This window comes from Paenibacillus sp. EPM92, from assembly GCF_016586185.1.
GTDB classification, from domain to species: domain Bacteria; phylum Bacillota; class Bacilli; order Paenibacillales; family NBRC-103111; genus Paenibacillus_G; species Paenibacillus_G validus.
This window is the reverse complement of record NZ_BCPS01000043.1, coordinates 25972-51711: the sequence shown is the minus strand read 5'-3', so window position 1 is coordinate 51711 and position 25740 is coordinate 25972. Positions and strand designations below refer to the sequence as shown.

The 25740-nt window shown below is 55.2% G+C and carries 22 protein-coding genes; 5 read left to right on the top strand and 17 right to left on the bottom strand.

From position 1 onward, the window contains the following. Positions 1 to 29: 29 nt before the first annotated feature. From JMF85_RS08040 to JMF85_RS08015, 6 genes are all read right to left on the bottom strand, one after another. A complete protein-coding gene (locus JMF85_RS08040; RefSeq protein WP_201318025.1) occupies positions 30 to 845 on the bottom strand; it encodes a nicotianamine synthase family protein in 816 nt (271 codons plus the stop codon). A gap of 202 nt (positions 846 to 1047) precedes the next feature. Further along, positions 1048 to 1719 (bottom strand): sulfite oxidase-like oxidoreductase, encoded by a 672-nt coding sequence (locus tag JMF85_RS08035; protein WP_201318024.1) that lies wholly within the window; start codon positions 1717 to 1719, stop codon positions 1048 to 1050. After that, positions 1652 to 2827 carry a nitric oxide synthase oxygenase gene (locus JMF85_RS08030; RefSeq protein ID WP_155615081.1) on the bottom strand — a complete coding sequence of 392 codons (1176 nt, stop codon included), beginning with the start codon at positions 2825 to 2827 and terminating at the stop codon, positions 1652 to 1654. Before JMF85_RS08030 ends, JMF85_RS08035 begins: the two co-directional genes overlap by 68 nt. Positions 2828 to 3165: 338 nt before the next feature. After that, a complete protein-coding gene (locus JMF85_RS08025) occupies positions 3166 to 5214 on the bottom strand; it encodes a molybdopterin oxidoreductase family protein (protein ID WP_054800134.1) in 2049 nt (682 codons plus the stop codon). A 41-nt stretch (positions 5215 to 5255) separates the two neighbouring features. Next, positions 5256 to 6365, bottom strand: a complete 1110-nt coding sequence (locus tag JMF85_RS08020) for an alpha/beta hydrolase (protein ID WP_201318023.1) — start codon at positions 6363 to 6365, stop codon at positions 5256 to 5258. Further along, positions 6366 to 7007 carry a TetR/AcrR family transcriptional regulator gene (locus tag JMF85_RS08015; RefSeq protein ID WP_054797477.1) on the bottom strand — a complete coding sequence of 214 codons (642 nt, stop codon included), beginning with the start codon at positions 7005 to 7007 and terminating at the stop codon, positions 6366 to 6368. It lies immediately after the preceding gene. A 213-nt stretch (positions 7008 to 7220) separates the two neighbouring features. On the opposite strand from JMF85_RS08015, the gene JMF85_RS08010 reads away from it, so the two are divergent. Beyond that, positions 7221 to 8657 carry an ABC transporter substrate-binding protein gene (locus JMF85_RS08010; RefSeq protein WP_201318022.1) on the top strand — a complete coding sequence of 479 codons (1437 nt, stop codon included), beginning with the start codon at positions 7221 to 7223 and terminating at the stop codon, positions 8655 to 8657. A gap of 70 nt (positions 8658 to 8727) precedes the next feature. On the opposite strand, the gene JMF85_RS08005 is transcribed toward JMF85_RS08010, so the two are convergent. The 10 genes from JMF85_RS08005 to JMF85_RS07960 all read right to left on the bottom strand — a co-directional run bounded on the left by JMF85_RS08005 (position 8728) and on the right by JMF85_RS07960 (position 19401). Continuing rightward, complete coding sequence (locus tag JMF85_RS08005) at positions 8728 to 8898, bottom strand: hypothetical protein (RefSeq protein ID WP_155615083.1); 171 nt, start codon at positions 8896 to 8898, stop codon at positions 8728 to 8730. A gap of 17 nt (positions 8899 to 8915) precedes the next feature. Further along, the gene (locus JMF85_RS08000) at positions 8916 to 10292 is read right to left on the bottom strand and encodes a sensor histidine kinase (protein ID WP_155615084.1); all 1377 of its coding nucleotides are present in this window, start codon (positions 10290 to 10292) and stop codon (positions 8916 to 8918) included. After that, entirely contained in the window at positions 10285 to 10962 is a 678-nt protein-coding gene (locus JMF85_RS07995; RefSeq protein WP_127608093.1) for a response regulator transcription factor, read from the bottom strand. Before JMF85_RS07995 ends, JMF85_RS08000 begins: the two co-directional genes overlap by 8 nt. Positions 10963 to 11040: 78 nt before the next feature. Beyond that, positions 11041 to 11973, bottom strand: coding sequence for an ABC transporter permease (locus JMF85_RS07990; RefSeq protein ID WP_236595779.1), 933 nt, complete (start codon positions 11971 to 11973; stop codon positions 11041 to 11043). Next, positions 11948 to 12934 (bottom strand): ABC transporter ATP-binding protein, encoded by a 987-nt coding sequence (locus JMF85_RS07985; RefSeq protein WP_230876206.1) that lies wholly within the window; start codon positions 12932 to 12934, stop codon positions 11948 to 11950. Before JMF85_RS07985 ends, JMF85_RS07990 begins: the two co-directional genes overlap by 26 nt. A 158-nt stretch (positions 12935 to 13092) precedes the next feature. Beyond that, the gene (locus JMF85_RS07980; protein WP_127608095.1) at positions 13093 to 14625 is read right to left on the bottom strand and encodes a solute symporter family protein; all 1533 of its coding nucleotides are present in this window, start codon (positions 14623 to 14625) and stop codon (positions 13093 to 13095) included. A gap of 3 nt (positions 14626 to 14628) precedes the next feature. Continuing rightward, positions 14629 to 14955 carry a DUF485 domain-containing protein gene (locus JMF85_RS07975; RefSeq protein WP_127608096.1) on the bottom strand — a complete coding sequence of 109 codons (327 nt, stop codon included), beginning with the start codon at positions 14953 to 14955 and terminating at the stop codon, positions 14629 to 14631. Positions 14956 to 14977: 22 nt separating this feature from the next. Continuing rightward, entirely contained in the window at positions 14978 to 16705 is a 1728-nt protein-coding gene (gene acsA, locus JMF85_RS07970; protein WP_236595776.1) for an acetate--CoA ligase, read from the bottom strand. A 160-nt stretch (positions 16706 to 16865) separates the two neighbouring features. Continuing rightward, entirely contained in the window at positions 16866 to 17648 is a 783-nt protein-coding gene (locus JMF85_RS07965; protein ID WP_127608143.1) for a LytR/AlgR family response regulator transcription factor, read from the bottom strand. After that, positions 17629 to 19401 (bottom strand): LytS/YhcK type 5TM receptor domain-containing protein, encoded by a 1773-nt coding sequence (locus tag JMF85_RS07960; RefSeq protein ID WP_201318021.1) that lies wholly within the window; start codon positions 19399 to 19401, stop codon positions 17629 to 17631. The genes JMF85_RS07965 and JMF85_RS07960 overlap by 20 nt, the downstream gene beginning before the upstream one ends. A 184-nt stretch (positions 19402 to 19585) precedes the next feature. Between JMF85_RS07960 and JMF85_RS07955 the strand changes: the two genes are divergently transcribed. The 4 genes from JMF85_RS07955 (at position 19586) to JMF85_RS07940 (ending at position 25008) form a co-directional block, all read left to right on the top strand. Continuing rightward, the gene (locus JMF85_RS07955) at positions 19586 to 20575 is read left to right on the top strand and encodes a sugar-binding protein (RefSeq protein WP_201318020.1); all 990 of its coding nucleotides are present in this window, start codon (positions 19586 to 19588) and stop codon (positions 20573 to 20575) included. Next, on the top strand, positions 20572 to 22029 hold the full coding sequence (locus JMF85_RS07950) for a sensor histidine kinase (RefSeq protein ID WP_201318019.1): 1458 nt from the start codon (positions 20572 to 20574) through the stop codon (positions 22027 to 22029). The genes JMF85_RS07955 and JMF85_RS07950 overlap by 4 nt, the downstream gene beginning before the upstream one ends. Further along, on the top strand, positions 22004 to 23347 hold the full coding sequence (locus JMF85_RS07945) for an AraC family transcriptional regulator (protein ID WP_155615088.1): 1344 nt from the start codon (positions 22004 to 22006) through the stop codon (positions 23345 to 23347). Before JMF85_RS07950 ends, JMF85_RS07945 begins: the two co-directional genes overlap by 26 nt. A 215-nt stretch (positions 23348 to 23562) precedes the next feature. Next, positions 23563 to 25008 (top strand): sugar porter family MFS transporter, encoded by a 1446-nt coding sequence (locus JMF85_RS07940; RefSeq protein ID WP_127608099.1) that lies wholly within the window; start codon positions 23563 to 23565, stop codon positions 25006 to 25008. Positions 25009 to 25157: 149 nt separating this feature from the next. Here the strand turns inward: JMF85_RS07940 and JMF85_RS07935 are convergent, their stop codons facing one another. Continuing rightward, positions 25158 to 25730, bottom strand: coding sequence for a TetR/AcrR family transcriptional regulator (locus tag JMF85_RS07935; RefSeq protein WP_201318018.1), 573 nt, complete (start codon positions 25728 to 25730; stop codon positions 25158 to 25160). Between the last annotated feature and the right edge of the window lie 10 nt (positions 25731 to 25740).

Here is a 25740-nt window from a genome sequence, read left to right as displayed (position 1 = left end):
GGTTTCCGTGACCGTTTGAATCGTTCGATTCAGGCCAGGACCGCCTTCCCGACTTGTGACGCCGATTTATGAAGTATAACCGTGTCGTAGATCGGGTTTGACTCGATGATTTGAACCGTTAACCAGTCTCTGGTTAACCCGGATTCAAACGGATAATTAAAGATGGACTTCACTCCGTTCCCGAATCTTACCATAATTTCGACATCGTCCCTGGTTGTTTCTTTTAATTGCTTCAGCACCTCGTGCTTGTTCTTGACCAGCGAAGCGATCATGATATGAGTCGCCTCCCGCCGAAAGGCGAGGCCGCTTAATTTCTCGTCTGAGAAACGAACGAGCGTCTCCAGTCCGTAAGCTTTAGCCGCACGATTGGCTAACCCTACGGTTGCGGGGTCAATATCAATTCCCAATGCTGTCGAACCGAACTCCTTGGCAAAGGTAAGAACCGAAATGGGCAGCGCCCCCGCTCCGATAAATAGTAATTTCGAGCGGCCGTCCATACCAAAGCTTTGCCATTCTCCCTTCACCGAGTGGAATAGGTGGTTTAAATACGGGCTTGCTCCCCATTCCTCAAGCGAGATGGATTGGGATACATATTTTTCTACATTGCAAAGGGCTTCTACGGAGGCTTCTCTTAATCGCTCCGCTTGATTTTGAATTTCTTTATCACGTCCCCAAACCTTCCATTGTCGTATGGTTTCGTCCCTAACCATAAACTCGCACAGCTCATCCAATTTAGTTCGGAGAAGGTTGTAACCGCCGCCGCACGCTTGGGAACCATGCGTTAAAGCCATTATTTCATCTTCAAGCAACTGCAAGAGCGACAACAATTCAAGCTTTCCCCTCATTTACGCCCCCCCATCAGCTATCATGAAGTATATTGCTGATGTATATTTATGAACGGGGAACAATTTTGAGAAGCATACGATTCGGGGCCGGTTGGTCCTCGGCTCGCAGCAAGGGGACGCGGCTCCATGTCATCGGATCGAATGACGCAACGTAGTAGAGCAGGTCCTGCAACAAAAGAAAAACCGTCCCGGAGGACGGCTTTCAATCGAAATCCTTATGTACCCACTCGTCCTCCGGCAGCGGCAGCGGCTCCCCGGAGAACCGTTCTTCCTTGAACGGATCGGCTTCGTTATGAAACCCGTTGTTTTCCCAGAAGCCGGTCCGGTCTTCCTTCATAAACTCGAAGCCGCGCACCCACTTGGCGCTCTTCCAGAAATACAGATGCGGCACGAGCAGGCGAAACGGCCAGCCGTGTTTCGGCGTCAGCGGCTTGCCGTCATAGCTGTGCGCCAGCATCGCCTGATCGCCGAGCAGATCCTTCAGCGGCACATTCGTTTCGTAGTCGTGGTCGGCGTACACCATCACGTAACCCGCTTCGGGGTTCACGTCCAGCAGGCCCGGCACGTCCCGGACCAAGACGCCTTCCCATACCGTATCCGCTTTGGACCAGCGGGTGACACAGTGGATGTCGCAGGTGATCCGCGTTTGCGGCAGCGCCATGAGGTCCCGGTGCGTAAGCGTCTTCTCTTCCTTCAACTCGCCGAACATGCGCAAGCTCCATGTCGCCAAGTCGTACGCCGGCACCGCGCCCTCATGTAAAATCGGAAACCGGTCCGTCCACACTTGGCCCGGCGGCAGCCGATGCTCAAAGCCCGGCTTGGACACCTCGCCGGGTAGTTTCATTCGTTTGATGCGTTCCGCTTTCTCGTGCATGGCCGGTTCCTCCGCTCGTTTCATAAACTCGCTCCTGGTAAAAAAAATTCGGCATTTCCACCCGATTCTCGTAATGGCTGTGAAACACATGCGTCGTCGCCGGGGACATCGGCGGGATCAGCCAGGTCCAGTCCCCGGTCGTCTGCCGTCCACGCTTCGCCTCCAGCTCTTCAAAGCGCCGGAACTGCGAAGCCGCCGTGTGATGGTCGACAATCGTGACGCCCTGCCGCTTGTACGAATCCAGCACCGCCACGTTGAGCTCGACGAGCGCCTTATCCCGCCACAGCGACGATTCTCGGGTCGTGTCGAGCCCCATGACGGCCGCGACCCGAGGCAGCATGTCGTAGCGCTGCGGATCGGCCAAATTGCGCGCCCCGATTTCCGTGCCCATATACCAGCCGTTGAACGGCGCTGCCGTGTACGATAGGCCGCCGATGTCGAGCCGCATATCCGATACCATCGGCACTCCGTACCACTTCAGCCCCAGCCCGGCCATCGCCGGATACTCCGGATGCGTAATCGGGACCTCCAGCACAAGCTCCTTCGGAATCGGGAATAAGCGCGGAGGACGCCCGTCCATGCTCAGCACCAGCGGCAGCACGTCGTAAGGGGTGCCTTCCCCCTTCCAGCCCAGCTCCAGGCAGCATCGGGTCAGCGACGCCGAAGCCGGGTCTCCGACCATGCCGCGCTCCGTCTCGTACCCCGCATACCGGATAAGCTGATGATTCCATATTCGCGCCCCCCGCCCCGGCTCGGTTTCCGGCTTGAAGATCGTGATCGCGGGACGAATTTTCCCGCTGTTGGCAGCGAACGCCATATAACGGAATAACGTCTCCGCCATGTCCGCCTCCGTATCGATATGTCTGGCGTCGAAAACTTCGAGCGACTCCCAGAACAGCCGCCCGATGCACCGGTTGCTGTTGCGCCAAGCCATCTTGGCGCCATGCCGCAGCTCCTCGGGCGTATGCTCGTAACCCCCCGTTGCGTCGACCGCTTGTCTGATCTCCTCGATGCGCTCAGCCGTCTCTCCCGGCGTCTTGTTCAGCTCCGCGTAACACGTTCGCACGAATTGTTCGGCTTCTTCCATCAGTTTCCGCGACTCGGCCATCTGTCGTCGTCCCTCCGTTCATTTCATTCATCTACAATAGTATAGCAAATGTCGAAACGACGCGAAAAATGTGCTTGTGAACGTATTGGGAACATTGATCCCCTTATAGACGCATAGCTCCAAGCCAATCGGCCATGGCGTGGGACGGCGAACCCGAGCGTGAAGAACAAGTAGCGTAAAAAACAAGAGCTGTTCGATAAATTCATGAATGGCTTCGGCGGAGCATACCAAAAAGGACTCGGCGGACTTCACTTCCGTCGGGTCCTTGGGATGGAAAGAAAAAAGCCTCCCCGGCTGCGGCTGCCGGAGGAGGCCGTGTCGAACAGCGTCAGGCCCGTTCACTTCCCGTACTGTACCTTCTCCACGTTCACCCGCCCTGAGAAAAAGACGGCCCCTCCCCCCATATCCGCCAGACGGTCAGGGGTCAGCGCGTTGACGAGCGTCTTGCTCCCCGGCGAGTCCGCCCATAGCCCTTGAGTGACGACGACGCCCGGCAGGACGTCCTCGCCCGCGATCGCCATGAGCTCGCATTCCCCCCGGTCATTCCAGAGACGGACGCAATCTCCGGTCGTGATACCGAGAGCCGCAGCATCCGCCTCATTCATATGCAATTTTGGAGCTTTCTCCAGGCGGACATGCTTCTCGTTATGCGCGAACGTGGAATTGAGAAAGTTATGGTTCGGCGCCGGAATGAACAAGAACGGCAGGTCGCCGTCTCCGGCAAGCGGTGTGTACGTAGGCAGAGGCGGAAACCCCCGGCGCTCCATCGTCCTGGAATACAGCTCGATCTTCCCGCTTGGCGTCGGCAGCTTGCCCGGCAATAGCGGCTTCACCCTTCCCTTCACGAACTGCTTCTCCGCCAACGTCTCGTAGGTAACGTCGGCCAGATGCGGATTGCCGGGATGGTCCAACGCCTGCCGGATCATCTCTTCTTCCGTATCCTGAAACGCCGGTTCCTCGAAGCCCATCGCCTGCGCCAACAGACGGAACACATCCACATTCGATTTGCTTTCGGCATAGGGTTTGATCACCGGCCGCTGCAGCTGCACATAGTGATGCCAGTACGAACGGTAGAAGTCCGTATTCTCCAGCGACGACGTGGCCGGCAGCACGATATCCGCATACGCCGCCGTTTCCGTCAGGAACAGATCATGGACCACCGTAAACAGATCTTCCCGCTGCAGCCCTTGTCTCACCTTGTTCGCATGCGGAGCGACCACGGCCGGATTGGAATTATATACATACAGCGAGCGAATCGGAGGCTCCAGCTCCAGCAAGGCGCTGCCGAGCTCATTCATGTTAATCCGCCGCGTCGGCTTCCTTAACAAATCCGGACGCTGCAGCGCCGACGCATGATGCGCCAGATAGCCGCTGTTTCCTTTGATCGCGCCTCCGCCCTTCTTGAGCCATTGTCCGGTCAGCGCCGGCAGACACGAGATCGTCCGGATGCACATCCCGCCGTTATCGTGATGCTGCGGCCCGTTGCCGATCCGGATGAAGGACGGCGAGGTTTGCCCGTACAACCGGGCAAGCCGGTAAAGATCTTCCTTCGGAACTCCCGTAATCGAGGAGACGACGGCCGGTTCATACTGCCGCACATGCTGCCGAAGCTCCTCGTGCCCCACGGTGTACTCACGGAGAAAGGCTTCGTCCACCAGCTGCTCGGCGAACAGAATGTGCATGATGCCCAGGGCCAGCGCCGCATCCGTCCCCGGCAATACCGGGATAAACCAGTCGGCCCACCGGCCGGTTTGGTTCTTGTGCACATCGATGACTACAACGGTCGCCCCGTTCTTGCGGGCCTTCTCCGCCAGCATCACCTGATGCATGTTCGTGCTGACCGCATTGATTCCCCACATGATGATCAGCTTCGAGTGGACGGTATCCTCCGGATCGATGCCGAAGCTGCCTCCCATCGTGTAGCCGTACCCTTCCGTACCCGCGGCTTGGCAGATCGTATACAGCAATCGGCTGGCGCCTAACCGGTGGAAAAACCGGCGGTCCATGCCTTCCGTCCCGAGCATTCCCATGTTGCCGTAAAAGCTGTACGGAAGAATCGCTTCCGCCCCTTCCGCGGCTATGAGGCGTTTCCACCGGGTAGTAATCGTATCGATGGCCTCTTCCCACGAGATGCGCTCGAAACGGCGCTCCCCCTTCTTCCCCGTACGTTTCAACGGATAGCGCAGACGGTTCGGATCGTAAATACGCTCGGCCATATGGCGCACTTTGTTGCAGATCGCCCCTTGCGTGACAGGATGTGCCGGATCGCCCTCGATTTTCACGATTTTACCCGCTTCTTTATGAATCAGCAGACCGCACTGGTCCGGACAATCCAACGAACATACGGACGGGAACACTCCCGTTTCCTGATCAACGTAGCTATTCATAGCAAGCTTCCTTTCCAGGTTACGGATACACCTGATTCCAATTATACATGCAAATTGGTTTTAAACTCGATAACGCCTTTTTCCACCAACCGGGAGTCAGCCGGACTGTAGATGTGGGCGGACTGTTCAAGCCACGTCAGATGCTTGCCTTGAGGAGCTTCCAATCGTTCGTAAAACTGCTGGAGCAGCTTGCCCGATATCGTTCTGTCATGCAGGCTATGGAAAAAGCAAACCGGCATGTCAAGCCTGCGGATGCCGGACAAGGCATCATAACTGCCGAAGTCGGCCAGCATTTGCGGGGAATAAGAAAGCTTCATCCCTTTAGTGAACGTTCGGATCACATCCCCGATCTTGTAATCCGGAGATGCGAGCAGCGTTTTAAATAGATAAGGCATGCCGGGATGGCGAATTTGTCCGTCCTCGTAGATTAAACCGCCCAGCATGAACAACCATTTGCGAAGCTGGTTCCACTTCGCGATGTCTTCGGTGTACGGCGGTAAGCCCATCGCCTTCAATTCGGCTAGCGCCTTGGCGTTATTCGTTTCCTGGGCCCGCCCCAGCAGCCACTCATAGGCGATTTGGTCGCTCTCCGCCCAATTCACAATCTGCGCAATGCCGATATAGGCATGGAATTTATCCGGGTAACGGTGTGCCAATTGAATCCCGATAATCGAACCCCAGGACACCCCGGAAAGAAAAATTTTGTCCGTCTGGAAGCGCGCCCGCAGCCAATCCGTCAGTTCACTCGCGTCAGTCAGAAACTGCTCCATGTTCATGGAGGATGCCGGCGTTTCGGCAGCGTACGTTTTGCCCGTACCCCGCTGATCCCGGAACACGACCGTAAAGTGCTTGATCAATTCCGCCGTCGATAGATTGAACACCCAGTCGACACCGCGGCAGCCTACGCCGGGAACCGGCATACCCGGTCCCCCGTGCAGCACCAGCAAGACAGGCTTGCTTGCATCTTCGGCCTGGATCAGGACGTACTGCTTTAAGCCGCCCAACCGGACCTCCTCGACCGAGCTTATTCCTCCAGCCGCTATCAACCGCTTGCTTTGATTCCTGATCCGCCGCTGCAGGTAAGCCCGATAAAGCAGCAGCCCCTCCACCGCGATGATGACCAGACCTAGCGCGATCCATACGAATACCATTCACTCATCTCCCCCATGGTTTCTAACGATACCCGTATAAGTAAGACGGGACGCTTCATTTATCAGTTCCTCCACCGTGATGCCGAAATACTGTAGATCACCCATTTCATTGGCATTAAAAATACCGTCGCCCAGCGCGTAGAGAACGAGCATGAACCGGATCGGGTCGATATTTTGCAGCTCTCCTTTCCCGATGCCGTCGCGAATGACCTCTTCCATGGAGCGCATGTACGCCAGCTTTTTGGCAAACAAGGCCTCCCGCTGCCGATCGGTGAAATCGATGCCCGACATCGGATTGAACGACATGCGGATGATCTGGCTATACAGCGGTTCACGCGTATAAAAATGTTGAAAAGCAAGGAAAATTTCCCGAAGCCTCAAAGCGTTAGGCAGTGGAGCCGCCGCCGCCCGGGCAACCTCCGCCTGCAATAAATCGAGGCCTTCCGAGCAGATGGCGTAAAAGACTTCCGATTTATTCTGAAAATGGAAGTAAAGCGGCCCCGTTGAGAGGCCGGCTTCCTTCGCCAGCGTCCGCATGGACACGTTGTGATAGCCCGCATGTAAAAATAATCGTTTCGCCGTTTCCAAAATCCTGGCTCTGGTGTCTTGGCCGGTCTTATCGCGCTGATTGGACGTAGGCATCCGGTCCTTCTTCCTTCCCGGCTGTGTCTGACTTCTGGGAATCACGACACGCTATAACATTGTTATAATTACATATAACACTGTTATACTGAGTTTGTAAAGTCATTTTTTGTGATGTTCATCGGTTATTCATGCTTTCGACATGGGATATTCACAACAATCGCTTACGCTGGTTCAAAGCGAGTTTACTTGAGAAAGGGAGAGGAACATCCATTGAACACAAAGACGTTAGCATTACCTGCACTGTCGCTTCTGTTGGCGTTCGGCGCGGCCGGCTGCAGCCCGGATATGGCGGCGAAGCAAACCGGCTCCGGGTTTACCCCGCTGGGCAAGGAGGAAACAGCCAAAATCAAGGTGCTGTTTTACAATGATCAGGCCTTCAACATGCTGTACGGCTCCGCCTTCAGCGTTAAGCATCCGAACATCGAGGTGGAAGTGATCTCCATGATGCCCTTGATGATGTCCGGCAATCCGTCGAAAGAAGCGTTCGATCAGTTGATTAAAGAGCAAAAGCCGGATGTGCTCTTCCTGAATGCGGAGCAATATCAGCGCCTTTCCGGAGACGGGCGGCTGCTGCAGCTCGACCCGATTGTGAAGCAGACTGGATTCGATATTGAAAACCTGCATCCGACGGTCGTAGAGCTGCTGAAATCCAAAGGAAACGGCAGCCTCTACGGTCTGGCGCCCAGCTTTGGCGGACGCGCGCTCTTTTACAACAAAGACCTGTTCGACCGTTACGGCGTTGCGTATCCAACCGATCAAATGACGTGGGACGAAGTGCTTCAGTTAGCGAAACGGTTCCCGACAGACCAGCAGGGCGATCAGCGGATTTACGGCTACGCCTCCAGCGGTTACGGGATGGGACCGGCAAGCGGCTACTTCGAGCTTGTCTACGATATCGGCTTGACGCAAGGGCTGCAAATGATTCATCCGGACGACAAAACCATCGTAAACATGAAATCGGAGGGCTGGAAAAAAACGCTCCAGAGCGCAGTGGACGCTTATAAATCCGGTTCCGTTCGTCCGCCGGCCAAACCGACTTTCGACGAGAATAAACCGGAAACCATCTATACGCAAAATCCGTTCATTGCCGGAAAAGCGGCGATGACCCTTGGGGGTTATTACATGATCACCTCCATGGAACAAGCCGCGCAAAATGTCAAAAGCTTGAAGCCGGTCCAATGGGAGGCCGTTACCGAACCCGTCGATCCGGCCAATCCCGATCAGTCCTCGAGCTTCTACATCAACCAGATCGTGAGCATTAGCGAAGACTCCGACGCCCAATCCGCCGCCTGGGAGCTGGTGGAATACATCAACAGCGACGAACTGGCCAAAACGCTATCCAAATCCGCATTCGAGCTGTTATCGCGACCTGCATATATGAAAGAAAAGAACGGCCGCAGTCTGGAATCCTTCTATAAACTCAAGCCCAGCGACAAAAATACCGGCGACTTTACGGGTGTGCCGATAAGTTTTTATGCAGCCTTCGACAAAGCGGCCAATCAGGAGATCGAAGCGCTTATGCAAAATAAAATTTCGGTGGATCAAGCGCTGCAAAACATCGAGCAGCTGGCCCAGCAGGAGCTGATCAAGGCAAAGGCGGCGCAGCCGGAGGACAACTCGGCTCAGCAGCCGTCCACATCGCCGTAATCGAAACAAATCCCCTGACAAACAGATAAGTGTTTGTCAGGGGATTTTCACTACCGCTATCCATCCGTATCTACTTCCGCGTTGACTTGTTGTTCTTAACCGCTGTGAAGATCGCCCCGAAAATAAAGATCAGGGCAAGAGCCCAGCCAACGAGGGGAGACCATGTCCACAGGTTCCTGGCGGCCATACCTGACAATAAACAAACGATGCCAAGTAAACAAAGCACGGCCGGTCTCATCATCTTTTTTCCTCCTCACACTAGGGCTTCACCGGTACGGTTACGATAAACACCGCGCCGGTTTCGTTATTTTGGGCATGAATCTCGCCCTTGTGAAGGTCGACGATACGCTTGGAGATGGCCAGGCCCAGCCCGTTCCCCTCCCGTTTGCGGTTCCGCGACTTGTCCGCTTTATAAAACCGGTCGAATATTTTATCGATTTCATCCGCCGGAATACCCGGCCCGCTATCCATGAAGCTGACACGGACTTGTTTCCCGGCCCTGGTCAAGGACACGACGACCGTTCCTCCTTGCGGAGTAAACTTGATGCTGTTATCGAGCAGGTTTTTCCATACCTGAAACAGTTGGTCCTGGTCGGCTGTGATGACCGCAGGCTCCAATTGTATCCGGATGTCGATCTCTTTACGCGCCCATAGCGGCTCACTGGCTATAATCACTTTGCGAAGCTGCTCGTCCAGGGGGTAGGTGAGGAGCACGAAGGGATGATGGTCCGATTCCAGCGAAGCCAGCTTTAACAAATTATCGCACAGCCGGGATAGCCGCTCGCTTTCGTCATGGATAATGGTATAGTAGCGCACCCGGTCCTCCTCCTGCACGAGACCGTTCTTCAGCGCATTGGAGAAGCCGCGAATCGAAGTAAGCGGCGATTGGATTTCATGAGATACGTTCGATACAAAATCCCTGCGCATCTGCTCGATCTGCTTCAGTTCCCCCGCCATGCGGTTAAAATGAAAAGCCAGCATCCCCACTTCATCCTTGCGTGTAGCGGCTACTTTAACCTCAAAGTCTCCCTTGGACACTTTCCGGGTCGCCCTCACCATTTCCCTAAGCGGTTTCATCAGATGTTTGGTCGATACAAAAAAGAGCAGAACGCTGCCGATAAGCAAGAAAATAAGCAGAACGATCGTCAAGTTAATTTGGAATTTCACGGAATTGGTGAAGTCCTGCTGGAGCAAAATCGCATAAGGCTGTCCGTTATGATCAAAGGGAACGCCTAGCACCGTAAGGGACATATCCTTCGGATCGTAATGCGGATACGCGGGTCCGTGGTATTCCTGCTTGTTCAGAAACATCGCCCTGACGATCGAAGGGTCTACATCGATTGTCGCGTTACTGCCCATCGGGACGAGAACAGGCTGCCCGCCGTCGAAGCGGTATATATTCAAAAAATAGCTTTTCGGCAGAAAAAAGCCCTTCAGCACCAGCGTGAACGACTCATCCGTCATTTCGTTATACAAATGGATGGAGGAAACCGCCACCCGGTGCATTTCCTCCTGTACGCGATCGCGCAAATAGTTGCCCAAGTAGGTGCTGATCACGTAATATCCAAGCCCTAATATGGATACGACGATGGCAAGGAAAAGTAAAATGACCTTGGCGTAAAGCGACTTAAACATGAGCGACCTCGATCCGGTAGCCGAGTCCGCGTACGGTCACGATTTTCACGGATGGCGCAAGATCGTCGAATTTGTCCCTCAACCGTTTGATATGAACATCAACCGTTCGTTCATCCCCGTCGAAATCGCTGCCCCAGATTTGTTCGATCAGGTCGCCTCTCGTAAAAATTTTGTTCGGATAGTTAGCCAATTTGAATAAAATATCGAACTCCTTGGGCGGCAGGTGCAGCTTTTCTTTATTAACCCGGACCTCGTGCAGCGGCCCGTCGATTTCCAATTCGCCGAAACGGATCACGCTGGCCGTAGAAACCTTGTATCTCTTCAACAAGGCTTTCACGCGCATGATCATCTCCACCGGGTCGAACGGCTTGGCCAAATAATCGTCTGTGCCGACCTGAAAGCCTTTGATTTTGTCTACCGTTTCCGATTTGGCCGAAATCATCAGAACGGGCAAATCGTAATGGCTGCGAATGGTCCGGCATAGCTCCCAGCCGTCCATCTTCGGCATCATAATATCGAGAATGACAAGGCCTACGGAAGCTTCGGAGAGCAGGCGCAGCGCCTCCTCCCCGTCCTCCGCTTCCATAATGCCGTAATCTTCATTCTTCAAGTAAAGCCGGATGAGCTCCCGGATATAAGGATCGTCATCGACTACCATGATTTTAATCATCGGATAAGCCTCCTAATTATTCCATCGGCTTATATCGTAGCATATCGCGCCTTGTTCGTGTTCGCCTATTTGGGAAAGCTACGCGGCCACGTCTCTCTTTGCAAATACCGTCCAGGACACCGCGTTAAAGAGCACAAAGTATGCGGCAAGCACGGCTAAGGAGAAGTTCATGCTCATCCCTTCCATCGGAACCCCGCCGTCCAAATACTTCGTTAAGTCGGTGTTGGCGAACAGCACATATTTCACCCATTCGAATTTGCTGAGTACGAACACGATTAGATTTCCCGTAAAGAGCAGCAGAATCGAGATCGCGACCGCCATGTTCACGCTGCGGAATACGGCGGAAATCATAAAGGCGAGCGTCACGAGCATCAACAAATTGACCGATTTCAGCCCATAGGTGCTCATCGAATGAAGAACCATGGAGCCTTCATGGACGGCGCCGTCTTTCACATACAAGTACGGGTCCGATACGCCTTCGAATCCGTGCGCGATCGAGCCGATGATGAAAGAGGCCGCAAACAACAGGCATAGCAGGATCAGGCCGAAACAAAAGGAGGCCAAATATTTGGAAAGCAGCACCTTGGATCGGCTGACCGGTCTCGTTAACAGCATCTTGATCGTTCCCGCGGAGAACTCGCCGGCCACGGCATCCGACGTGACGATAACGGTAAAAAACGTGACGACCGCGATGTATACCGACAATTCGTTGACCGTTCCCCATACCGAGTTGTAAGGCTTGATGCTATGGGCTATCCGGTATTCGTTCACCATGATCTTGTTTCGAAGCGATTGCACCTCCGACTGAGGCATTTCCGGGTCGCCGACCGTCTTCTGAAGCTGGATATTCTCCTGTTCCAGCTGCGTCTGCCAGTTGCCCTCCTGCGGCGCCTTGTTCTGAAGAAACAGCGGCAGCAGCGTCAACAGCACGAGCAGCACCATGAAGCTCCACGTGCGAAAACGGCTAAAGATTTTCATATGTTCATTACGAACGAGCGACAGCAGATGCATCACGGGCTCCCCTCCTTGTGATTTCCAAAAATTTGTCTTCGAGCGATTTTCCGCGCTTCGAAATGGCATATACCTTCACACCCGTGCCAACTAACCGGTCGGTAATGAGAGGGATGCTCTCCTTCAAGGCTTTCACCGAGAAGCCGTTCGGATGAACCTCCCTGACGAATTCGGACGACATTCCCATCACTTGCTCAGCTCCATACTTCGGCTTATCAACCTCGAAGAAGACGTCCAGCACTTCGTCCGCTTCCTTGACCTCCGCAAGCGATTGAATTTCCACCAACGCTCCGTTTTGAATGATGGCTGCGCGGTCACACATGAGCTCCATCTCGGACAACAGATGACTCGAAACGATAATAGCCGTCCCTTCCACATGAGCCAGCACTTTCAAATAATCGCGAAGCTCGCGGATTCCGGCAGGGTCCAGCCCGTTCGTCGGTTCGTCCAGAACGAGAAGGGACGGCTTGTGAAGCAGCGCTTGCGCTACGCCAAGCCGTTGGCGCATCCCGAGCGAATACGTTTTTACTTTGTCATGGATCCGGTCTTCCAATCCGACCAATTCGACCATTTCTTGGATCCTGTGCTTCGTAATGCCCGGAATCATGCGCGCGAAATGCAGCAGGTTTTTGTACCCGGACATATATTTGTACATTTCCGGGTTCTCCACGATCGAACCGACGAATTTCAACGCTTGCTTTTTCTGATGCCGGATACTGAACCCGTTTATTTTGATCTCTCCGGCCGATAAGGCAATTAATCCGACCAGCATTCGAATGGTCGTCGTCTTCCCGGCGCCGTTCGGACCCAAGAAACCGAATACCTCACCCGGGTAGACGTCCAGTGAAAGTCCGCGTACGACTTCCCGGCTTCCATAGGTTTTGGTTACATTCACAAGCTCCAAAATCGGTTTATCCGATTTTGTTGTTGCCGCAGCATATGGCCCTCCGCTCATCTCCATCTTCAACCTCTCGTTTTGGATTCTTCTGCCAGTATATAGACCGTGTATGAACAATTAATGAACGAATGATGGCGGTTAGATGAAGCCTTCACCTTGCAGCAACGCCAAACAACGGCGTCCCTCGGTAAAGAGGGACGCCGTTGTCTGTGAAGTTTGTATTAACCTGCTTCCTGCATGCCTGTATTGGCCTTCACCAAGATCTCATCGTACTTCGCATCGTTGCGCTTGGACGAGAGCATGGTGCCTGCATAGGCTCCAAGGAAACCGAGCGGTATCGAGATAATGCCGGGATTCGTGAGCGAAATGAGCGGATTGCCGACGAGAACCGCCTTGCCGGCCACCGGGTCCCATACGTTGGGGCTGATCGCCACCAACGCCAGCGCGCTGATCAAGCCTACGAGCATCCCCGTCACAGCGCCGGCCGTATTGAATCTCCGCCAGAACACGGTAAACACGAGCACGGGCAGATTGGCGCTTGCGGCGACGGCGAAAGCGAGTGCCACCAGGAACGCTACGTTGAGCTTTTGGGCGAATAACGCCAGCACGATGGAAATCAGCGCCACGCCGATGGAAGCCAGCTTCGCGGCCTTCACCTGCTCCTTCTCCGTCGCCTTCCCCTTACGTACGATATGCCCGTAGAAGTCATGAGCGAACGCGGATGCCGCCGAGAGGACGAGGCCGGCGACTACGGCCAGTATGGTCGCGAAGGCCACAGCCGATACGAAGGCGAACAGGAAGTCTCCACCAAGCGCCTTGGCCAGCAGCGGAGCCGCCATGTTGCCGGCGGCGTTCGCCTGCACAATCACATCGTTTCCTACAAAAGCAGCTGCGCCGAACCCGAGGAAAATCGTCATCACATAAAACACGCCGATAATCCAGGTGGCGACGACCACGGACTTCCTTGCGGTCGGGGCGTCTTTCACGGTAAAGAAGCGGATGAGAATATGCGGCAGTCCCGCCGTGCCGAGAACGAGCGCCAGATTGAGCGAGATCGTGTCCAGTCCGTTCGTAAACTTGTTGCCCGGATTTAAGAACGCCTCCTTCAGCGGCGTGACCGTAGCCATCTGCTCGAACATATACAGGACATTGAAATTGAATTTGGCGAACACGATCAGCGAAATAATGAGCGTGCCTGCCATGAGCAGCACACACTTAATGATCTGCACCCAGCTGGTGGCCGTCATGCCGCCGAATACGACATATACCGTCATCAGCGCACCGACGATCAAGACGGAGGTCGTATAGTCCAACCCAAGGAGGAGCTTGATCAAGGCGCCGGCTCCAACCAATTGGGCGATCATATAAAAGATGGAAATCGTAATCGAATTGAGCGCCGCGACGCCCCGAACTTTCTTATCGTCGAATCGGGCCGCGATCATATCCGCCATCGTATACTTGCCTAAATTGCGCAGCGGCTCGGCGATCAAATAAAGCACGACGAGATAGGCGACCAGAAAGCCGATGCTGTAGAAAAAACCGTCGAACCCGAAAAGCGCGACCATCCCGGCAATGCCCAGGAATGAAGCGGCGGACATGTAATCGCCCGCTATGGCAAGACCGTTCTGCCAACCCGTTAATCCGCCCCCCGCGGTATAAAACTCGCTGGCGGTCTTCGTCTTTTTGGCCGCGTAATACGTAATGACCAACGTTCCCGCTACGATGACCAAAAAGAGGAGAAATGCCGTATTCATGGATCATCCCGCCTTTCGTAGGCTTGTTTTCGAATCTTCTTTGATTTTCTCCGCCAATTCATCAAACTCGACGGCTTTGCGGGTATACAGAGAGCACAAGACCCAAGTCATAATAAATTGCGCGGAAGCAAATACCCAAGCCCAAGTGATCGAACCGAACGCCTTCTCATTCAGCACTTTCGAATACGAGGTCATGATCGGAAGAACGAAATAGAACACCAGGAAGAAGACCGACATCGGTAAAATAAATCGTTTTTTCTTGGCCATCAGCCTTTGAAAAGAATCGGATCTTACAATTTCACTGTAAGGATTGTGGGATTGTTCTTTCATGGTTGTATTCCCCTCCTATAGATTAGTCCTCGATTGTCGACAAATCGCCCGTAGGAAGCCCAAGCTCTTTCGCTTTCAGAACCCGGCGCATAATTTTTCCGGAACGGGTTTTGGGCAGCTTCTCCAGCACTTCGAACTCCCGCGGAGCCGCATGAGCGGAAAGCCCGGTTTTCACAAACAACCGAATGTGATCCAGCAGCTCGTCAGATGGCGCATAGCCCTCGCGCAGCGCAATGAACGCCTTGATGATTTCCCCCCGCAGCGGGTCCGGCTTGCCGATCACTCCCGCTTCCGCCACCGCCGGATGCTCGACGAGCTTGCTCTCCACCTCGAAAGGACCGACACGCTCGCCCGATGTATTGATCACATCGTCCACCCGCCCTTGAAACCAGAAGTAACCGTCCTCATCCATGTAAGCGGAATCCCCCGATATATACCAGCCGGGGACGGAGAAATATTCGTCATACTTGGCGGGGTTGTTCCAAATTTGCCGCATCATGGACGGCCAGCCGGTTTTGACGGCCAAATTCCCCAGCGAATTAGGAGGAAGCACATTCCCCTGATTGTCTACAATCGCGGCCTCGATCCCCGGGAACGGCTTGCCCATCGAGCCCGGCCTGATGTCCATACATGGCAGATTGACGATCATGTGAGCTCCGGTTTCCGTCATCCACCAAGTATCATGAATGCGCTTGCCGTAAACTTTAAGCCCCCATCGGATGACCTCCGGATTCAGCGGCTCTCCGACCGAGAGCACGTGCCGCAGTTTGCCGAAGCTGTACTTGGCCGTCAGTTCGTCCCCGGCGGACATCAGCATGCGAAACGCCGTCGGAGCGCTGTACCAAACCGTGACCCCATAGTCTTGGAGCGTCCGGTACCAGCCGTCAGCGGAGAATCTTCCTCCGCGAACCAAATTCGTCGCCCCGTTCAGCCAGGGCGCAAAAATTCCATAGGAGGTTCCCGTCACCCATCCCGGGTCCGCCGTACACCAATAAATGTCGTCTTCCTGCAAATCAAGCACCCATTTGCCTGTAATATAATGCTGGATCATGGCGCCTTGAACGTGCAGCACGCCTTTCGGCTTCCCGGTAGAGCCGGACGTATAGTGAAGGATCATCGGGTCTTCGAGCGAGCCCCAGGCCAGCTCCAGCTCCTCCTCCGATTCGGCCATCGCCTGCTTGAAATTCACTTCGCCCGCGGCATATTCCGGCTGCTCGTCCACGATGATCAAATGGCGCAGATTCGGCAGCTTCCCGCGCGGCACACGCTCCTTCAAAGCTGCGGTCGTCACCAGCACCGCAGCCTCGGCATCCGCAAGCCGGTCGGTTACGGCGCCTTCCATGAAGGCCTCGAACAGCGGGCCGACGACCGCGCCGATTTTGAACGCGCCGAGCATCCCGATGTAGACTTCAGGCGATCGCGGCATGAAGAAGAAGACGCGGTCTCCTTTGCTTACGCCCAGTCTTTGAAGCAAATGCCCGAATCGATTGGATAGCTTCCGAAGGTCTTCGAACGTATACGATTCGCGGCGGTGATCGTCTGCATACAAGAGCGCCGTTTTATTTTTCCGGGGTCCCGTCGTATGGCGGTCGATCAATTCATAGGCCATGTTGACTTTACCGGTTGTGTGCCAGCTGAAATCCGCATGTACATCCTCAAACCGGAATGTTCCGTATACGGATTCATAATTTTTCAGATGATGCTGCCCCCCATCGGGAGGTATAATTTCTTTCATTTCCAATGTCCCCATCGGTTAGGATCGCCTCCGCTGCCCTATTTACGCCATTTGTAAGCGCTTTATTATTTTAGCATGGAAAGCACGCCCCGGAGAGCTTTTCGGCGCGAAATGTCAGAATGCCATCCTCAAATTCATAAAAAACGGCCCTAAACGAACGATGGCCGCAGGCCTGCTACTCCCCCTGCAGCCGTTTGATCAACTCTTTGGCCGCCACCCGCGATAAAGGAATTCGGCTGCGCTTCGCGTCCTTCAGAATGACGTTATAAGCGCCGTTAAACCACGGTTCGATCTCATCGATAAATTCTACATTGACCAAATAACTGCGATGCGGCCGAAAAAAAGAGTACCCCGTCAGCTTTTCTTCCAATTCCTGAAGCGTTTGTCGCGTCGCATGCACCTGCCCGTCGGCCATGTGAATCTGCGTCAGCTTCTCTTCTTTGACGGCAAAGCCTACCTTCATAGGCTCGACCACGATCATACGACTCCCGTCATCGATCAACAATTTCGGTTTGATCGATGACGCGAGCGTCTTGACGCCTTCCGCGGCGGCAGGCGCTGCGCCGGCAGCGGAAGGGCCCGCGACCTCTCCGGAGGCCGCCAGCCTGCTGCGTATGCGCTGCAAGGCTTGCCGAAGGCGCTCCTCATCATAAGGCTTCAGCAAATAATCGACGGCCTCCAGCCGGAACGCTTCTAAGGCATATTGCTCATAAGCCGTCGCAAAGACGATGAAAGGCCGCGGCTCGACCTGCATGAGGCTTTGCGCCGTTTGCACCCCATCCAGCCCCGGCATGTGGATATCCAGAAATACGACATCCGGCTTGTGCATGCCCGCCAGCTCCAGCAGCTCGGCGCCATTCGTTGCGAACGGAAGAAGCTCGACATCGTGTTCCCGGGACAATAAGTAGGTCAGTTCTTCCCGCGCCAACCGTTCATCTTCAGCTATCATGACTTTCATTCGTCGATTCACGCCTTTCATCAGCTTGATAGGGAATCGTAAACTCAATGCGGGCTCCGCCCTCCGGCCGGTTGCTGAATCTCAGTCTGGATCCCGGCCCGAACAGGTTGATCAGCCGCCTGTTCACGTTATATAAGCCGAGGCCCGTGCTCTCCGTGCCGTGCGCCGGGACCTGGCCTAATTTGTCCAACAGCCCGGCAGGAAACCCGCTTCCGTTATCCTCTACGGTTACCTGAACCCCGTCCCCGCCGCGGCGCAGCGCAGCGAGAATCTCACCCTGACCGGTCCTGCCCTTCAAGCCGTGGTGAATGCTGTTCTCCACCAGAGGCTGAAGCGTAGACGGCGGAATGGCGACGGCCTCCAGCCCCGGCTCGCAGACGCACTTCACGGAAAGGCGGTCCTCAAACCGGATATGAACGATCCCGAGATACGTCTGCAGATGCTCCAGCTCCTTGTAGAGCGGAACGAGCGGGGATTGGGTCATGGTTAAATTCATTCGCATGTAGCTGCCGAGCTGAACCGTAACCCGTCTGGCCGCGTCGGGGTTTACCCGGATCAACGTAACGATGGCATTCAAGGTATTGAACAAAAAGTGAGGATTGATTTGCGCTTGCAGCGCTTTAAGCTCCGCATCCTTCATCAACCCCCGGAGCTCCTCCGCCATCGCGATGTCGAGCTGAATCGAGATCAGCTTGCTGAGGCCCTTGGCAAAGGCCTCCTCCACCGGACGGATCTGCCTCACGCTATGGTAATACAGCTTGATCAACCCGGCAACCTGTCCCCCGTTCCGGAACGGAACGATAATGGCCGCGCCCAGAGCAGGGTGCTGCGGCTGAATGTGCTCCTTGGCTTTGGCGATTTGAATTTCTCCGGTCTGGATCGCCTTGCGGGACAATTCGGTCTTGATACGCTCCCCTTGAAAGAGACTTGTCGTCCCAATACCGACATGAGCGAGTATTTCTTCCGTATCCGTGACCGCTACCGCGTTGGCGCGAAGCTCGCGGCGGAGTATGTTCGCCGTCGCTTCCGCCGTTTCGAAAGTTAACCCCTGCTTGAGATAAGGAAGCGCCATCTCGGCGATATGAAGCGCGCGTTGGGTTTCCGAGGCCGACGCCCGCTCTTCCTCCCTCAAGACAGCCAATATCATGGCGACGAAGATGCCGACCCCGATACTATTGGCGACGACCATCGGAACCCCGATCAGGTTCACCATGCGGATCGCGGATGCCGAAGATTCCGTGGCGATGAGAATGACGCCCATTTGCAGAACCGGCGCGAACACGCTGATAAACAAAGCCTTCACCGGAGCTATCACTCGTTCTTCGGCAAAAAAACGGGCCACTAAACCGGCAAGGAGACCTATAACCGGCGTTGACCACGCCTCGGCGGCGCCTGTCAGCCCCCCCATCCAATAGGCGTGAACGCCGGATAGAATCCCGGCTCCCGTACCTACGGCGACGCCGCCAAGAAGGCCGGCCATCACAATGCCGATCAAGGCCGAATCCGCCATAGCTTCATCGGGACCGAGAGATGCCGCGAAAAAATAGGAGCCGATTCCCTCCTCCCCGATCGTGACTCCGGCATACGTCCCCCCTATGCTGACCAACCCAAAAAACAGAGAAAACGTCACCCCTGTCTTCCAGTCCATTCTCCGATCGAGCAAGTAACGGAATTGCGGAATACGGGTAAGGATAAACGTAATCAACAATAAAAGGCCCATCCGCTCAAAGAGCAGCAGCGTTAACTGCTCCACCTGTATGCCTCCCCTGGCTTTCACTGATTGTCTGTCTATATTATAACAGAAAATGGAAGATTGCGACCCATGATCATGCTTCCGTACACGGGCAGCCCCTAAGCCTGTCCTTCTTTGGGTTTCTTTCGCCGTTCTTGTATAATAAGCCTACGTCGGAACGTCGCCAAAGGAGCTGAGCTGAAGCGTGTCAAATCGGAAATGGAACCTCGGAATCGCTATCCTTTTTATCGTATTTGCCTGCTTGCTGCTGCAGTTCTTGTTCTCCGCGCTGCGCATTCGCGAGCTGGTCCAGCCCTTGAAAGAAGGCGGAGCGGGCGGCGATGCGAAGCGCCATGTCGTGCTGATCTCCCAGGAGCTGGATAATCCGTTCTGGCGGTCCGTCGAGCAAGGAGCGCGGGAGGCGTCCGCCGAGTACGGAATGCTACTGGAATATACCGGACCGTTCCGGATCAATCCGGCCGAGCAGATCAAGCTGCTGGAGAAAACGATAGCCGCAAAAGCCGATGCGGTGTTGGTGCAAGGCATCAATGACCCGCTGTATCGGCAATTGATCGATAAAGCCGCCGGGCAAGGAATTCCCGTCATTACGGTAGACACGGACGAGCCCGGGAGCCGCCGGCTCTCCTACGTCGGCTCGGACAATCTGGAAGCGGGGAAAAAAATGGGCCAGCTGGTCGTCCAAGCTGCGGGAAGCGAAGGCCGAATCGGGGTGCTGGTCGGCAATGAGCAGGCCGATAATCAAAAGCTTCGACTCGCGGGCTTCGATTCGGTAATCAGCCGTTATCCGGAGCTTACCGTCGTCGCTGTCCGTTCGTCGAACATTTCTCGTCTCCAGGCCGCCGGGCAAGCGGAAGACATCCTGACCCATCACCCGCAGGTCGGGTATATGGTCGGGTTCAGCGCCCTGGATGGTGTCGGGATACTGGAAGCCGCCGGGCGCGTTGGCCCAACAGGGCTGCGCATCTTCGCATTTGACGACTTGGCGGAAACGGTCGAAGGCATCAAGCAATGCAAGATTGCGTCGACCCTTGTGCAGCAGCCCCGCGAGATGGGGTATGAGGCCATATCGCTGCTGCACGATTATTTTCACGGAAAGACGCCGCAGCCGCAGCATTTTACCGCTACCGCTGTGCTTGACCGCAGTACGGTCGGCGCCGGGGAAGGCTGCCGATGACGATTCGAACGAAGCTGCTGGTATTTATTCCGTTGCTGGTTCTGCTCGTCAACTCGGTGACCTTCTTCTTGTTTGAGAGCGGGAAAATCGTGCAGATGAGCTACGGCGTCATGATGGACCGCATCCTGCTGTACAATCAATCCGCCCAAACGGCGGAAGATAATCTCCGGCTGCTTCACGCCTATTTGCTCAATCCGGGCGGAAGCGGCGGCGCCGAGCTGGAGCAAGCGCAAGCCAAGCTGCAGGAGCTGCGCGCGGGGCTTGCCCGGAGCACGAGCTCCTCGCTGCAAGCGTCCTCGCTGACGAGCTACGTCCATATGCTGGACACCCTCATGGAGCAGGAACAGGCCGCGCGCGCCGCGGCGGAAGCTCAAGGCGCACGCGCCGCGCTGGCCCATTACGAGGAAGCGGAGAAAACAACCGCTTATATCCGCGAGGAAGGGCAGCGTCTTGTCGATATGGAGCTTGGCTCCTACCGGCCGGTCTACAAGCAAATTCAACTTGAAACGGAACGCATGAACCGCCTGGGCGCAGCCGTACTCGTCATCAATACGCTGATGAGCGTCGTGCTGGCCGTCTGGATTTCCCGCAGCATTACCGGCCCTGTCAGCCGGCTGGTCGATATGGCCGGACGCATGTCCCGGGGGAACCTCGACCTGGAGCCGCTCCCCCCTCCGCGGCGGTCGGATGATGAGCTTGGCCTATTGTCCGCGGCCTTCGGGCAAATGTCCACCAATCTGAAGGACTTGATCGAGAAGGATAAGGAAAGTCTGGAGAAGGACCGGCTCGTCAAGGAATTGGAGCTTCAAGCGCTGCAAAGCCAGATCAATCCCCACTTTCTATTTAATACGTTGAATGTCCTCTCCAAGCTGGCGCTGCTGGAAGGCGCGGAGAGGACCAGCGATCTGATCGTATCGATGTCGAACCTGCTGCGGTACAATTTGCGCAAGCTGGACCAGCCGGTTACGCTGCGGGATGAGCTTGCGCACGTTCAGGAATACTTTACGATTCAACAGGCCCGCTTCCGCGACCGCGTCCGGTTCGAGCTGGATATCGAACCGGACGCCTTGCAAGTGCCTGTACCGGCGCTAACGCTTCAGCCGCTGGTGGAAAATGCGTTCGTGCATGGCATTGAGGGCATGGAGCAAGGAGCTGTCATCCGTTTGGAGATTGGGCATGTTCCGGAGGGCGTGCGCATCGCGCTGTCCGACAACGGCGGCGGAATGCGCGAGGAAGTTCGCCAAGCCTTGCTGCGGCTGGAGGCCGGAACGGACAACAAGCATTCCACGGGGCTCGGCACAAGAAATGTGTTCAAGCGGCTGCAGCTGTTTTACGGACGCAGCGACCTTGTGGACATTGACAGCGAGCCCGGAAAAGGAACAACGATTACGATTGTAATTCCCTCTGGAAAGGAGGTCGAACCCCTGCATGTACCGGCTGATGATCGCGGATGACGAGGCGCTGGAGCGCGAAGGACTGGAATGGATCGTTCAGCGCATGATGCCGGGAACGTTCCAGGTGATCCATGCGGAGAACGGGCGGACGGCGATTGAACGCGCGGAGGAGCATCGTCCGCATATCGTCATGATGGATGTCAATATGCCGGGCATCCAAGGCTTGGCGGCTATACGGGAAATCAAAGAACGTCTTCCGGATACGAAATTCGTGCTGGTGACGGCCTATGATTATTTTGCTTATGCCAAGGAGGCGCTTTCGCTAGGCGTGAAAGAGTACATCGTCAAACCGGCTAAGCGGGAGCAGCTGGTCGGCACGCTGGAGCAGCTGGTCCGCGAACTGGACCAGGAGAAACGCAAGCGCGCCGATGAACTGGAGCTCAGGCATCAAGTCTCCCAACTGCTGCCTCTGGTGGAAAATGAGCTTGCCTTGATGTTCATGGTCGATCACATGGTGGACGCCGGTCCCGAGCAGCTGTCCGAATGGCTCGGCTTCCCTCTCGATCAAGGCTGCGCGATCGTGGTCGCCTTCCCGGAACACTTCTACACCCCGGACAAGAAAAAAATGTACGATAACATCCGCAGCTTTGCCAAGACGCACGGATCGGCCTGCATCGTCAGCTCGGTGATCGACCGGCACATGGCGATTTTCTTGCGGAAACCGCCCGGAGCCCGGGAGGACGATTGGAAAGAAGACGTTAAACGGTACGGGGAGAAGCTGTGCGCTTTGGCGGAACGGCAAGCAGGCTTTGCAGTCTCGGTCGGCATCGGGTCGACCCGGAACGGTGCGGACGGCTTGCGCAAGTCTTACTTTGAAGCGGTGTTTGCGTCCACCTATTTCGAGATCGGCGGCAAGGTGTGCCACTTCGACGAGCTGAAGCAAGGAGCGGACGGAATCGTCCCGGAACCGGAGAAGCCGTCCTTAACCGGGGGAGGCGATCAACGATCCTACGTCATCTCCGCCCTGCAGCGCATTCGCGAAGAACGCGAGGAGCAAACCTTAACCGTCCTTGACCGGGCCAAGAGCTATATTCGGGAAAGATTCACCGAGGAGGTATCGCTCGAGGAGGTGGCGGACTTCGTCCACCTGAATCCGCACTACTTCAGCAAAATTTTCAAGCAGCAGGTGGGAGAGACGTTCATCGACTTTGTCACCGGCTTGCGGATCGATAAGGCCAAAGCGCTGATCGCCTCCGAGCAGCTGAGCCTCAAGGAAGTATGCTACGAGGTCGGTTACAAGGATCCGAACTATTTTAGCCGGGTGTTCAAAAAAGTCACCGGCGTTACCCCTACCGAGTATCGCAGCCAAATCAAATAGGGCGGCGCGCGAGTCCATGCCTTCACGGCATGGACTTTTTTGTGATGGGCAGACAAGAATGTGCTAGTTATTTGATCATCGGGAAGCAAATTGCGGATAGTGCGAATTAAATGCGGGAAGAACACTGATAAGTGAAGAAGATTGCCGTCTGGGTCCCCAGATTCACATGATATAATGAACCTCGTTCTGATCGAAAGAAGCCTTCTTACCGGACGATGCACGGAACAACCGGTAAGCTGGCGCGAGAACGGAAGGGAGAAATGAAGTTGGAACTAACGATCAACAGGCACCAAGAACAAGTGAGCATGAAGTTTGTTACGCTTGTTTCGATTGTAGCCGCTTTGGGCGGTTTATTATTCGGATTTGACACAGCTGTGGTGTCGGGAGCCATCGGCTTTATGGAACACCGCTTTCAATTAAATCAGGTGGAAGTCGGCTGGGCCGTCTCCAGTCTCATTATCGGCTGTATTGTAGGCGCCGCCATGTCCGGTATGTTAAGCGACAGATTCGGCCGGAAAAAAGTATTGATCACTGCGGCGATCCTGTTTATCATAGGCTCCGTCGGCTCGGCCATTCCGGATACGTTCTCCGCCTATATTATGGCCCGTATCCTCGGCGGAATCGGCATAGGCATTACCTCCACCCTATGCCCGCTCTATAACGCGGAAATCGCTCCCGCCAAATACCGGGGGCGTCTGGTCGCTCTAAACCAGCTGGCCATCGTTACCGGTATCTTCCTTACTTATTTCGTCAATTTGTGGATTGCCGGTTCCGGAGACGACGCTTGGGACATTGCCACCGGCTGGCGCTGGATGTTCGCCGTAGGCGCCGTTCCCGGCCTCTTGTTCCTGGCGCTGCTCTTCTTCGTGCCGGAAAGCCCCAGATGGCTGATCAAGCAAGGAAGGCCGGCAGAAGCGCTGCCGATTCTATTGAAGATTCACGGCGATGAACTGGCCAGACAAGAAGTATTGGATATCAAGGAATCGTTCAAGCAGGAAAACGGCTCGATCCGGCAATTGCTCAATCCCGGGCTGCGGATCGCGTTGATCGTAGGCGTGGGGCTGGCGATCCTTCAGCAAGTTACAGGAATTAATGCGATCATGTATTACGCTCCGGAAATATTCAAGGAAACGGGCGCCGGCACGAACGCCTCGTTGATCCAGACCATTCTGGTCGGGTTGATCAATTTCCTGTTCACCATCTTGGCCCTGTGGCTCATCGATAAGGTAGGCCGCAAAGCGCTGCTGCTCGTCGGCTCGTCCTTGATGACGCTATGCCTCGTTGTCATAGGCTTCGCTTTCCAAACGGGTCATACTTCCGGCCCGCTGGTGCTTATCTTTATTTTGCTGTACGTGGCCTCCTTCGCCATATCGCTCGGACCGGTCGTCTGGGTCGTTTTGTCCGAAATCTTCCCGAACCGCATCCGCGGGAGAGCTACGGCTATCGCGGCCATGGCGCTCTGGGCGGCGGATTACGTCGTTTCTCAATCGTTCCCGCCCATGCTGAATTCCGCAGGCCCGGCGATTACTTTCTGGATTTTCGGCTTCATGTCCTTGTTCACGTTCTTGTTCACCTGGCGCGTCGTACCCGAGACGAAGGGGAAATCGCTGGAGGAAATCGAAGCTTTATGGACGTCCGCCCAAGGGGCCCGAAACTCATAATCGAATAGGCGGGAGTGACAAACCCCCGCCCTTCCCGCCCTCCCGCTTCCCACAAGGAAATCGGGAGGGCGTTCTTTGTATTCCGGGATATTCCCCAAGGACCGTGACGCGAGTCGGCCATCCTGAGCCGCCCACTCGGTCCGGCTATCCTATGATGGAACATATTGGCGGAACAGCCGCTCGATATACGCCTCCCGCTCCTCCTGCCGCGCATAATCGATACCGTATAAATCCGGAAGCTGCTTGTGCAGCAGTACGGGATAAATGACGGCAGCCATGAGCTGGAGCCCGAGCTGCTGAAGCTCGGGCTCCCCTTGGATGCCCGTAACCTGCTTCAAACTATCGGTAAAAGCCGTAATCCCTCTCTTCTGCGATTCCGCTAATGCGGGATTCGCTTCCTCGGCAAACATCATCTGGCTGACCAGGCTTTTCGTAACCCCGGGATACAGAACGGAAATTTCCGCAAATTTTTTCAAAAAAGCAAGCAGTCTTTCGGAAGGACTCCGGTTTGCCTGCTCCAGCAGGACGTAGGCGCCGCCAAGCGTCCGGATGAAAAATTCCATGGCCTGCCGGATCAGATTCTCCTTCGTACCGAAATGATAATTGAGCGCGGCATTATTCATATTTGTCCGTCTCGCCACTTCCCGGGTGGTGATCTTCTGAATCCCTTCCTGCCCGATGATTTCGAGAGCGGTTTGAATAATCAGCTCTTTCGGTCCCACGGTACAATTC